Annotated in this window: 7 protein-coding genes and 1 pseudogene; 7 read left to right on the top strand and 1 reads right to left on the bottom strand. The window is 74.6% G+C overall.

Annotation, left to right across the window (positions count from 1 at the left end; genetic code table 11):
- Nucleotides 1-42 precede the first annotated feature (42 nt).
- Nucleotides 43-333, top strand: a pseudogene (locus tag WMF19_RS46475) (DUF488 family protein); the annotation flags it as partial.
- A gap of 6 nt (nt 334-339) precedes the next feature.
- Here the strand turns inward: WMF19_RS46475 and WMF19_RS46470 are convergent.
- Entirely contained in the window at nt 340-537 is a 198-nt protein-coding gene (locus tag WMF19_RS46470) for a hypothetical protein (protein WP_437901792.1), read from the bottom strand.
- Nucleotides 538-1,173: 636 nt separating this feature from the next.
- Between WMF19_RS46470 and WMF19_RS46465 the strand changes: the two genes are divergently transcribed.
- From WMF19_RS46465 to WMF19_RS46440, 6 genes are all read left to right on the top strand, one after another.
- Entirely contained in the window at nt 1,174-3,693 is a 2,520-nt protein-coding gene (locus tag WMF19_RS46465; RefSeq protein ID WP_437896219.1) for a protein kinase domain-containing protein, read from the top strand.
- A gap of 12 nt (nt 3,694-3,705) precedes the next feature.
- Entirely contained in the window at nt 3,706-4,476 is a 771-nt protein-coding gene (locus WMF19_RS46460; RefSeq protein ID WP_437896218.1) for a hypothetical protein, read from the top strand.
- 5 nt (nt 4,477-4,481) lie between these two features.
- Nucleotides 4,482-5,582 carry a hypothetical protein gene (locus WMF19_RS46455; RefSeq protein WP_437896217.1) on the top strand — a complete coding sequence of 367 codons (1,101 nt, stop codon included), beginning with the start codon at nt 4,482-4,484 and terminating at the stop codon, nt 5,580-5,582.
- Nucleotides 5,583-5,635: 53 nt separating this feature from the next.
- Nucleotides 5,636-7,180, top strand: coding sequence for a PGRS family protein (locus WMF19_RS46450; protein WP_437896216.1), 1,545 nt, complete (start codon nt 5,636-5,638; stop codon nt 7,178-7,180).
- Between the two features lie 1,311 nt (nt 7,181-8,491).
- Entirely contained in the window at nt 8,492-9,610 is a 1,119-nt protein-coding gene (locus WMF19_RS46445; protein ID WP_437896215.1) for a hypothetical protein, read from the top strand.
- A gap of 209 nt (nt 9,611-9,819) precedes the next feature.
- Nucleotides 9,820-11,208, top strand: coding sequence for a PGRS family protein (locus tag WMF19_RS46440; RefSeq protein WP_437896214.1), 1,389 nt, complete (start codon nt 9,820-9,822; stop codon nt 11,206-11,208).
- Nucleotides 11,209-11,981: the final 773 nt, after the last annotated feature.

Raw genomic sequence — 11,981 nt, 5'->3', positions numbered from 1 at the left:
ACGACGTGGGGAACGCGATGATGTGCATCCGACGCTCGACGCGTGTCGAGCGACCCCTCGCGCGCCCGCTTGCCCACAACCGGCTCGGGTGAGCGCGTCCGCGTGGGCAAGAGACGCTGGATTGGCTTCACGAAGACTTCGGCCGAGCGGTTCTTCGGACGCCTCAAGGAGGCCGAGGTTCGGACGCTGATTGACGTTCGGCTCAACAATGTTTCCCAGCTCGCGGGCTTTGCGAAGAGGGACGACCTTCGGTACTTCACCCAGGAGATCGTGCGCGCGCCTTATATCTGCCGACCCGAGCTCGCGCCGACCGAGGACATTCTCGACATCAGGCAGCGGTCACATTTCCGGCGACCTGCGGTACGGCGGCGGCATCATCGCGGGGAGCACCAGGAAGCCGAGCGGCGCCAAGCCGCCCAGGCGCCCGAGCACCCGGGACGTGGCCGAGATGGTGGGCGTCGAGCTTTCGCTCCCGCTCGAGCCCGAGCAGAGCGCGAGGGCGCGCAGGAGGCCGTCGAGGCTTGCGCAGGGGGACACCGACGCTGCGCAGGGGCCACCCGATTGCCGCGCAGAACTCATGCACGAGCTGCGCAGGAAAGCGCCAGGGCTGCGCAGGCACCGAACGACGGTAACAAAGGACACCAACATGGGTGCGCAGGAGAGGCGCCGAGGCTGCGCAGGAGGGCCTCTGGGGCGCGCACGAGTGGCGCCGGGGCTGCGCAGGAGGGCCTCTGGGGCGCGCACGAGTGGCGCCGGGGCTGCGCAGGAGGGCAACGGGACTGCGCAGGAGGGGCGCCGGGGCCGCGCAGGAGGGCAACGGGACTGCGCAGGAGGGGCGCCGGGGCCGCGCAGGCGCCGATCGACCGTAACAAAGGACACCAACATGGGTGCGCAGGAGCGGCGACGGGGCTGCGCAGGAGCGGCGACGGGGCTGCCCGTCGTCCCAGCGTCCTCCTCGGAGGCCGCCCCCGATTCGATCGCCGCCCGCTGATTTCCTGAGCACATCCGGCTCCAGCGCCCGATCACTCTGCAGGGGCTCCCAAAGCCGCGGCGCCCCCGCCAGAGCCCCGTGCCCGCAGCGCTGAACGCCCTCCCAGAGCCGTACCGCGCGCGCCCCCGCGCCGCGGGCGCCATTGACCCGCCGCGAGCGCGCTGCGTAGAAGGCAGCTCGCCATGAGCCTACCGGAGGGCACCCGCTCGGACGCGCCGCCGCCGGCCGAGGACCGGACCTACGCCACCGGCGATCGCTGCGAGAAATACCGCATCGTGCGGCTCCTCGGCGAGGGCGGCATGGGGCAGGTCTACGTCGCCGAGGACGAGTACCTGGGGAGGCGCGTCGCGCTCAAGGTCGTGCGGCGCAAGTACATGCAGGGCGGCGGCTTCGCCCAGGGGCAGCGCAAGGAGGCGCGCGTCCTGGCGGAGCTCGACCACCCCGCCATCGTCAAGGTCTACGACGCGGGTATCACGCGCGGCGGGGTGATGTACATCGTCATGGAGCTCATCGAGGGCATCTCGCTCCGGGAGCTGATCTTCCGCGCCGGCGCGCTGGACCTCCCGAGCGCGCTCTCGATCGCCGCGCAGATCGCGGACGCCGTCCGCGTGGCCCACCGGGCGGGCATCGTGCACCGCGACCTCAAGCCCGAGAACGCCCTCGTCACGCGCGCCGGGCTGGTCAAGGTCGTGGACTTCGGGATCGCCAAGCGGATCCGGCGGCAGCCGGCGGGGCACACGTCGAGCGACCCGTTCGCGAACATCGGGACGGTGCACTACATGGCGCCGGAGCAGATGCTCGGGGACGGCGCGACCAAGGCGTCGGACGTGTATGCGATCGGGATGATCCTCTACGAGATGATCGCCGGCCGGCACACGTTCGCGGCGACGTCGCACGAGGTGCCGACCGCGGGCGAGGTGATGCTCCACCAGGTCCACGCCGTGCCGACGCCGCTCGTGGAGGCGGTGCCGGGCTTCGACGCCCGGGAGATCAGCGATCTCGTCGGCCGGATGCTGTCGAAGCTCCCGCGCGAGCGGCCCCGGGCGGCCGAGGTCCAGCGCGCGCTGGCGCGGGCGGTCCGCCGTTACCGGGAGGAGCACCCCCGCGACGAGGGACGCATCCCGCTCGCGGCGGAGCACCGGCGCGACCCACCGATCGCGCCCCAGCCCCGGAACCGCCAGGCGAGCTGGGCGGAGCTCGACGCCGGCGCGGCGCGGGGCGCGGGCGGCGGTCCGGAGAGCACCGACGAGCACGCCGCGTGGCCGGGGCCGGACGGAGCGCCTCACGTGCCGCAGTTCGGGACGGCGCCGCTCGCCGCCGCGTTCCGGGCGCCGGAGGCGGCGCTGCCGTTCCGGCCGGCGGGCGCCGCGCCGCCCGAGCTGCGGGGCCGCGGCTGGACGGCGCGGATGCCCGGCGCGCCGGGGCCGGCGGGGGCGGGCGTGGCGACCGCCATGGCGGGGCCGGCGGCGGCCGTGGGGGCGCCCACGCCCGAGCAAGCGGCGGCGGGCGCGGCGGCGGCGCCCACGCCCGAGCAACCGGCGGCGGACGCGGCGGCGGGCGCATGGGTGCCCGCGACCGGCGTCGCGCCGACGCCTCACGGCACCCTGCCGTGGGAGCAGCCGGCGACCGTGGCGCCCACGACCGCGCCGCTCCTCGACGCTCGCGGGATGCCCACGGGCGCTCCGGGGCCGGGCGCGTACGCGCCGGAGGCGACGGGGCGGGCGGGGTTTTCGACCGCCCCGCTGGGAGGAAGCGCCGGCGCGCGAGCGAGCGCGCCGCACGCGGCCACCGCCGCGACCGATCCGAACCCGTGGGCGCGCTCGTTCGAGGGCCCCGCGCCCTCGACCGCGCCGCTGCGGCCCGCCGAGCTCAGCGCCGCACCGAGCGGAGCACCGCCGTGGGCCGGGGCCGGCCTGCCGGGGAGCATGCCGGCCCAGCCGAGCATGCCGGCCCAGTCGACCATGCCGGCCCAGCCGAGCATGCCGCCCCAGTCGGTCGAGCTCGGCGCGGCGTCGAGCGGAGGATCGCCGTGGGCAGGGACCGCCCTGACGCAGGGCATCCCATCCGGATCGATCGGGCTGGGTCCACCGCCCATCGACCGGCGCCGGAGAGCGCGGCTGGGGTGGGCCGCCGCCGTCGCGTGCTCGCTGGCGCTGGGGCTCTCGGCCGGGCTCGTGCTCGTCTGGCGCTCACCTCGCGACGTCGCGGCCCCGGCGCCCGTCGCGACCGAGCCTGAAGAGAGGCGGATCGTGACTGTGAGCCCGCCGGAGGGGGCGTCGAGCGCCGGCGCACCGGCGCCGCCCTCGAGCGTCGAGCCGCTGGAGGAGCCCGCGCAGCCGCCGACCGTGGGGCCCGCGGCCGGCGGGGCGGCGTCGCCCGCGGCAGACGGCAGCGCGCGGCCGGCGGCCTCGGCGCAGGAGGCGGCGACGACCCCTCCCCCTGCCACGCCGGACGCCCCCCACGTCGCGGCCGAGCCCCCGACGTCGCCTGCGCCAGCGCAACCGCGATCCGCCCTCGCGGCGCCGCAACCGCGCCCAGCCGCCGCGGCGCCGCAGCCACGGGCGACGCCTGGCGCGAAGGGCGCCCGGCCGCCCGTCACGGTGCTGGAGAAGGACGACGACATCTATGGCATGCCGGCACCCGACCGCCGGCGCGCCGCCCCGCCGCCACCCGCGCGCAAGGCGCCCGCACGGCCGTTCTGATCGAGGTGCCGCATGAGCCACGACGTCAAGAATTACCTGCCGAACGATGAGACCCTGCGCCGGGTCGCGGATCAGGACGCCTCGGACGAGAACATGCGCCGCGCCATCGAGAACCCGCGCCTCCAGGACGTGCTGACGCGGCAGGAGGCGGCGCAGCAGCAGGCGAAGCGCGGCGCGCGAGGGGCGGCGAAGGCCACGCCCGCGGCGGTGCCGGCGACGGCGCCGGGGACGGCCGTGCCCGGCGCCGCGGGGGGCGTGGCGACGGCGCGGCCTCGGGCGCGACGGTGGCTCCGGTACGCGCTCATCGCGGTGGTCGCGGCGCTCTGCGTCCTCGTTCCGACGGCGCTCGCCTTCCTGGCCGGGAAGAAGAGCGCCCAGGAGGACGATCACGGCGGCGCGCTCTCCCCACCGGCGCCGCCGAGCGCGCTCCCGGGCGCGGCGAGCTCGGCGCCGGCCCCGAGCGCGCCGGCCTCGACGGCTTCCCCGAGCGCCTCGGCCTCGGCACCGGTCGCCCCAAGCGCGCCCGCCTCGGCCACCGCCGCCCCGACCGCCTCGGCCTCGGCTCTCGCCGCCCCGACCGCCTCGGCCACCGCCCCCGCCCAGAGCGCGATGGTGCGCCCGAACGCGGCGGCCGTGCCCGCCCCGCGAGCCGGCGCGGTCCGGGCGCTGCCGAGCGCGCAGCGCGCTCCGGCGCCGCGCTCCGCCGCGTCGGCCGCGCCCGCCCCGGCGGCGACCGCCACCGTGCACCCGCCTCTTCCCTTCGGAAATAAGCCGGAGTTCTAATGCCCATGAAGACCCATCGATCGCTCGCCGCCTCGCTCCTCGCCGCCCTCGTGCTGTCGCCCGCGGCAGGGAGCGCCGCCCCGCCCGCGCCACCGCAAGCCCCTGCGGCCGCGACGCCGCAGGCCACCTCGCCAGCGCCAGCGCAAGCCGACGCCATGTCGCGGGCGGCGCGGGACATCTTCGCGAAGGGCGAGGAGGCGTGGATGCAGGGGAAGTACGACCAGTGCCACGCATGGTTCCTCGCGGCGTGGAGCATCCGGCCGCACCGGCAGATCGCAGGCAACCTGGCGGCCTGCGAGCTCAAAGTCGGGCGCTACAGGGACGCCGCTGAACACCTGGCGTTCCTCATGCGGCCCAACGCCGACGGCAAACCAGTGCCGCTCAGCCAGGAACACCGCGCCCTGCTCGACGAGGCGATGGCGAAGATCGCCGTCGTCCAGATCGACGCCGAGCCCGGTACGACCATCGTGCTCGACGGCAAGTTTGTGGGGCAGACGCCGCTCTCGACGCCGCTTTACCTGGACCCGGGCGAGCACACCATCGAAGGGCGATCGCGCGCCGGCGGTCATGAGCAGGTCCCGCTCACGCTCGCTCCGGGCACGCAACGGAACATCGATCTCCACCTGCAAGCGCCGCAGCCGGCGACCACGACACCGGAGCCGGCAGAGGCGCCGCCACCGGTCGCGCCGCCGCCGACGCTGCCGCCGGATACGCAGGTGCGCGACGGGGTCGTGATCGGAGGGCTCGCGCTCGGAGGAGCGGCGATCGCGGCGGGGGTGGTGTTCGTGGTCGTGTCGAACGGAAAGAGCGAGAAAGTGAACGAGGCGACCCGATCGATCGCGATGAGCGGCGACGCGAACGCGTGCAACGATCCCGCGTTCAGGGCGCGCTGCGACGCGCTCGACGACACGTACATCGCCGAGGAGACGACGAGGAACCTGGCGATCGCCGCCCTGGTGACTGCGGGCGCCGCGCTGGGCGGCACCGCGCTCGCGTACGTGCTGTGGCCGGTCGGGACGCCGCGGACAACAGCCTCACCCGGCGTGCGCGTTACGCCAACCATGACGGCGCACAGCGCCGGGCTCACGATCGGAGGTGCATTTTGAGTGAGCACGCGGCGGAGCAAGGGGCGACTTCCGGTGGCCAAAGGAAGAGGGTGATGCGACGCATGGACTGGAGCGGTGTCGTTGTCGTGCTGGCTGGCCTCGCGGTCGCCGCCGGTGCAGGGTGCAGCACACTGCCACCGGACTGCCCGCACCGGTTTCGATGCGGGCCGGTCGACGGCAGCGGCGGCGGTGGGGGCACGCCGGAAGGGTGCGTGCCGAGCACGAGCGGCCGGCCGGTAGACGACGCGTGCGGGGTGTTCGTCACGGCCTCGGGGGACGATGCCGCGGCGGGGACCAAGGGCGCGCCCGTCAAGACGATTCAGCAGGCCTTGGCGCTGGCACAGCAAGAGGGCGCTACACGTCGTGTGTACGCGTGCGCCGAAGAGTTGGAGGGGCAGGTCGAGCTACCCGGCGGCCTGGCTGTCTTCGGAGGGCTCGCCTGCGCGAACGGCTGGACCTGGATCGGCGACAACGAGAAGACGACGCTCACCGCGCCCGAAGGTGAGATCCCGCTCGTGATGCGCGGCGGTGACGGCGCCATCCGCATCGAGGACGTCCATGTCACCGCGCGCGCCATCGACCTGAGCCATGAGGCAGCGCGGGGCTTGTCGTCCGTCGCCGCCCTCGTGGAGGGCGTCGCTGTCGAGATGGCGCGCTGCACGCTCGAGGCGGGCGACGCTGGCGACGGCACCGACGGCGAAGCATACACCGATGCGGCGCTCGCCGGCGAGCAAGGCAACCCGGGCAAGGAGGCGTGCTCGGGGGAGATCGTCGTGCCCGGTGGTGTCAAGCGGAATGCGTGTGGCACACCGGACGACCCGAGCGATGATTCCACGGGCGGCACCGGCGGAATCGGACAGCTCGACAGTGGCGCAGACGGATCCGCCGGCACGCCAGCGGGCGACGAGAACCGCGGCCTCGGAGAAAACGTCAACGCGTGCTCCCCCGGCGCCGCCGGCGCCGAGGGCGCCACCGGCGAGCCCGGCCCGAGCGCCACCGGCCTCGGCGCGCTCTCGTCCTCTGGCTACACCGGCCTCTCCGGCAGGCCCGGCACGCCGGGCACCACCGCGCAGGGCGGCGGCGGCGGTGGCGGCGCCAAGGGCGGATCCACCGCCAACCAGTGCCCCCTCGACTCCGCCGGCGGCGCCAGCGGCGGCTCCGGCGGCCCCGGCGGCTGCGGCGGCAAGGGCGGCAAGCCGGGCGGACCGGGCGGCGCCAGCATCGCCCTCATCAGCCTCGACGCCGAGCTCACCTTCGACGACGTCTTCCTCAAGACCGGCCGCGGCGGTCGCGGCGGCAACGGCGGGCCTGGTCAAGAGGGAGGAATCGGCGGCCTGGGCGGCTCGGGCGGCATCGTGCCGGATGGCATCCAAAACCTCAAGGCCGGCTGCGCCGGCGGGCCGGGTGGCAAGGGCGGCAACGGCGGTATCGGCGGCGGCGGCATCGGCGGACACTCCCTCGGCATCGCCTTCCGTGGCTCCCCGCCCCCCACCGACGGCCTCACCATCACCACCGGCGAGCCCGGCCCCGGCGGCAACGGCGACGGCGACAGCGCCGCCGCAGGCATCAAGGCCGACACACAGGAGTTCGCCCAGTAACGGTGCGCCGACGGACGTGCCCGAGAAAAACCGCACTGCCCTCAACAAAACCTGGCAACGGAGGGCCCTCATCGGCAATGGCTCGTGGCGAGGAGGGTTCTCCCTTGGGCACGCGCGTTGGGCCTTCACGTCCCTCGCTCGGCGCGGTAACAGCCCAACTGCACCTTGCGTGCCGCAGGTCGCACCCTGCGGGGTGCGACTCGGCGGGTCAGCCGGCAACTGCCGGTTGGTGGCCGATGGGCAGCCGGCGCAACTCTCCACCCACGAAAGTGGCCCGAGACCGGCTCAGCCCCGCTTTGTCGATGGGCGCCGCGCGCATGCGCGGCTGCCGCCCGCGCGCCGATGACGCCGGGCGCTGCCGGAAATCGACTGGGCCCGCTGCACTTTATTGAGCCGATCGGCGCGCTCGATCGGATCTCTCTGCAGAGCCGACGCGCACCGCAGCGGTGCCCGCGAGCGCTGCCTCGCATCCCAGACCGGCCCAGGAGATGTCTCGTGCGCAAACCCGGCTTGGGGGTCCCCACACGACGACGCACCCCTCCCGTCCGGCGCTGCGCGCCGGACTTGGGAGGGGCGGGCGGCGCGCAGGCGCGCAGCGCCGAGCACCGACGGGGGGTGGGCAGCCCTCTCCCTCTCTGCATCTTCTTCCTTGCATCCTTCTTGAACAACCCGGAGCTCTTGCGCCCAGGAGGCGAAGCGCGGCGCGCGAGGGGCGGCGAAGGCCACGCCCGCGGCGGTGCCGGCGACGGCGCCGGGGACGGCCGTGCCCGGCGCCGCGGGGGGCGCGGCGACGGCGCGGCCTCGGGCGCGACGGTGGCTCCGGTACGCGCTCATCGCGGTGGTCGCGGCGCTCTGCGTCCTCGTTCCGACGGCGCTCGCCTTCCTGGCCGGGAAGAAGAGCGCCCAGGAGGACGATCGCGGCGGCGCGCTCTCCCCACCGGCGCCCCCGAGCGCGCTCCCGGGCGCGGCGAGCGCGGCGCCGGCCCCGAGCGCGACCGCAACAACGTCGGCTCCGAGCGCGTCCGCCACGGCGTCGGCTCCGAGCACGACGGCCTCGGCGTCTGCTCCGAGCACGACGGCCTCGGCCCCGGTCGCTCCGAGCGCGCTGACCGCCCCGAGCACGCCAGCCTCGGTACCCGCGGCACCGACGGTACCGGCGACGACGCCGCGGGGCGCCTCGCCTCGAGCGCTGCCGAACACCCAGCGTCCCCCGGCGCCGCGCTCCTCCGCGGCGTCCCGGTCCGCCCCGCCACCGAACCTCCCGCCACAACCCCCTCCGCCCTTCGGAGACAAGCCCGAGTTCTAGAGCCTATGAAGATCCATCGACCGATCGCCGCCCTGCTCGTCGCCGCGCTGCTGCTCCCGCCCACGGCGGCGAGCGCCGCACCGCCCGCGGCGGGGAGCCCGGCGCTGCCCGCGCCACCGAAGACCGCGCCGCCCGCGCCGCCGAAGGAAGACGCCATCTCAGCGATGGCCCGCGAGCTGTTCGCGAAGGGCGTCGCGGCGTGGAACCAGCGGAAGTACGAGGAGTGCCGCGCTTCGCACCTCGCCGCGTGGAGCATCAAGCCGTACCGGCAGATCGCGGGCAACCTGGCCGCCTGCGAGGTGAAGCTCGGCCTGTACCGCGACGCCGCCGAACACCTGTCGGCCCTCACCCAGCCCGCCGCCGACGGGACGCGGGCGGAGCTGAGCCTAGAGCACCGCCGCCTGTTCGACGAGGCGCTGGCGAAGATCGCGGTTGTCGACATCGACGTCGAGCCCGGCGCCACCGTGCTCGTCGACGGCAAGGCCGTGGGGCAGGCGCCGCTCCCCGCGCCGCTGTTCCTGGAGCCCGGCGAGCACATGCTGGAAGCGCGGACGGGCACCGGCGCCGTCGCGCAGATCAAGGAGCGGTTCGAGGCGGGGACGCAGCGGAATATCGCGCTGCAACCGCGGATGCCGCAGGCCGCGACGACGGCGACGACGACGCCGACGGCCGCGACGTCAGCGCCGCCGCCGGTCGCACCGACGGCGCCGCCGGTCGCGCCGCCGGATACGCGGGTGCGCGACGGCGTCGTGATCGGCGGCCTCGCGCTCGGCGGCGCGGCGCTCGCGGCGGGTGTGGCGCTGGCGGTCGTATCGAACGGCAAGAGCGAGGAGGCGGACGAGGCGCTCCACTCGGTTGTGAAGGACGGCGGCGTCAACGCGTGCAGCGACCCCGCATTCAGGGCGCGCTGCGACGCGCTCGCCGACGCGAACAGCGCCGAGGGAACGACGTGGCGCCTAGCAATTGCAGGATTCGTAACCGCAGGCGCCGTGCTCGGTGGCACGGCGCTAGCGTCCGTCTTCTGGCCGGTCGAGACGCCGCGGGCGGCGGCTTCACACGCCGTGCACATCGCCCCAGTGGTCACCGCGCAGAGCGCCGGGTTCACGATCGGAGGTGCGTTTTGAGCGAGCACACGGCGGACCGAGCGACGATTTGGGGTGACCAAAGGAAAACGGTGATGCGACGGATGAGCTGGAGCGGTGTCGTTGTCGTGCTCGCCGGGCTCGCGACCGCCGGCGCGGGATGCGGATCGCGACGGGATGGCTGCTTGTTCGAGGCACGATGCGATTTCGGGGACACAGGCGGAGGAGGAGGAAGCACGCCGGCGGGGTGCGTGCCGAACAGAAGCGGAAGCGCCGTGGACGACGAGTGCGGGGTGTTCGTCGCGGCCGCGGGAGATGACTCCGCGGCGGGGACGAAGGGTGCGCCCGTCAAGACGATCCAGCACGCCGTCGCACTGGCGCAGCAGGACGGTACCGCGCGACGGGTGTACGCATGCGCCGAGACGTTCGAGGGCCAAGTCGAGCTGCCCGGCGGCGTCGCGCTCTTCGGTGGGCTCGACTGCGCGAGCGGCTGGGGCTGGATCGGCGACAATGAGAAGACGACGCTCTCCGCCCCCGAAGGCGAGATCCCGCTCGTGATGCGCGGCGGCGACGGTGCGGTGCGCGTCGAGGATGTGCAGGTCACAGCGCGCGCCATCGACCCGAGCAACACGGCAGCGCGGGGTCTGTCGTCCATCGCCGCGCTCGCGGAGGGCGTCGCCGTCGAGATGGCGCGTTGCACGATCGAGGCAGGCAACGCAGCCGACGGTACCGACGGCGAGGCGTACACCGAAGCGGCGCCCGCCGGCGAGCAAGGCAACCCGGGCAAGGAGGCGTGCTCGGGAGAAATGATATTCGGCGGCGGTGTCAAGCAGAATGCGTGCGGCACGCCGGACGACCCGAGCGACGATTCATCGGGCGGTACCGGAGGCATCGGGCAGTTGACCGAAGGTGGAGCTGGTTCGCCAGGTGGGCCGAGCGGCGCCAGCGGTCTGGGTGGCATGGGCGAGAGGGCGCTGGAATGCACCACCGGCACCGCCGGTGACGAGGGCGCCGCCGGCGACCCCGGTGCCAGCGCCACCGGCCTCGGCGCGCTCTCCTCCTCTGGCTACGCCGGCGTCCCCGGCTACGCCGGCGCTGCGGGCACCACCGCGCAGGGCGGCGGCGGGGGCGGCGGCGCCAAGGGCGGCACCGCCGCCAACCAGTGCGCCCCCGACTCCGCCGGCGGCGCCAGCGGCGGCTCCGGCGGCCCCGGCGGCTGCGGCGGCAAGGGCGGCCTCCCCGGCGGCCCCGGCGGCGCCAGCATCGCCCTCGTCAGCCTCGACGCCGCCCTCACCTTCGACGACGTCTCGCTCAAGACCGGTCGCGGCGGGCGCGGCGGCAACGGCGGCCCCGGTCAAGAGGGCGGCAGCGGTGGCCTCGGCGGCCTCGGCGGCACCCTGCCGACCGGTGTCGAGGACCTCAAGGCCGGCTGCTCCGGCGGACCGGGAGGCAAGGGCGGCAACGGCGGCAACGGCGGTGGCGGCCTCGGAGGACACTCCCTCGGCATCGCCTTCCGCGGCACTCCGCCCCCCGCGAGCGGCCTCACCATCACTACCGGCGAGCCCGGCCCCGGCGGCAACGGCGACGGCGACAGCGCCGCCACAGGCATCAAGGCCGATACGCAGGAGTTCGCCCAGTAACGGTGGGCCGACGGGCGTGCCCGAGAGAAAAAACGCACTGTCCTCAACAAAATCTGGCAACAAACGGCGCTCATCGGCAATGGCTCGTGGCGAGGAGGGTTCGCCCTTGGGCACGCGCATTGGGCCTTCACGTCCCTCGCTCGGCGCGGTAGCAGCCCAACCGCACCTTGCGTGCCGCAGGTCGCACCCTGCGGGGTGCGACTCGGCGGGTCAGCCGGCAACTGTCGGTTGATGGCCGATGGGCAGCCGGAGCAACTCTCCACCCACGAAAGTGGCCCGAGACCGGCTCAGCCCCGCTTTGTCGATGTGCACCGCGCGCGTGCGTGGGCGCCACCCGCGCGACGCGCGCCATGCGTTCCGATGACGCCGGGCGCTGCCGGAAATCGACTGGCCCGCTGCACTTTCCTGAGCAGGTTGGCGCGCTCGATCCGATCTCTTCTGTAGAGCCGACGTGCACCGCTGCGGTGCCCGCGAGCGCGGCCTCGCGTCCCAAACCGGCCCGGGAGATGTCTCGTGAGCAAACCCCGCCTTGGGGGTCCGGACACGACGGCGACCCCCTCCCGTCCGGCGCGCAGCGCCGGACCTGGGAGGGGCCGGCGGCGCGCAGGCGCGAAGCGCCGAGCACCAACGGGGGGTGGGCAGCCCTCTCTCTCCATCTTCTTCCTTGCATCCTTGTTGAACAAGCCGGAGCTCTTGCGCCCGGGAGGCGAAGCACAACGCGCGAGGGGCGGCGGAGGTGGCGCTGAACACGGAGACGATGGTCCACGTGAGCG

Source organism: Sorangium sp. So ce124 (assembly GCF_051525235.1).
Taxonomy (GTDB): domain Bacteria; phylum Myxococcota_A; class Polyangia; order Polyangiales; family Polyangiaceae; genus Sorangium; species Sorangium atrum.
The sequence above is the reverse complement of the archived record's forward strand: the minus strand, read 5'-3'. Positions and strand labels throughout refer to the sequence as shown.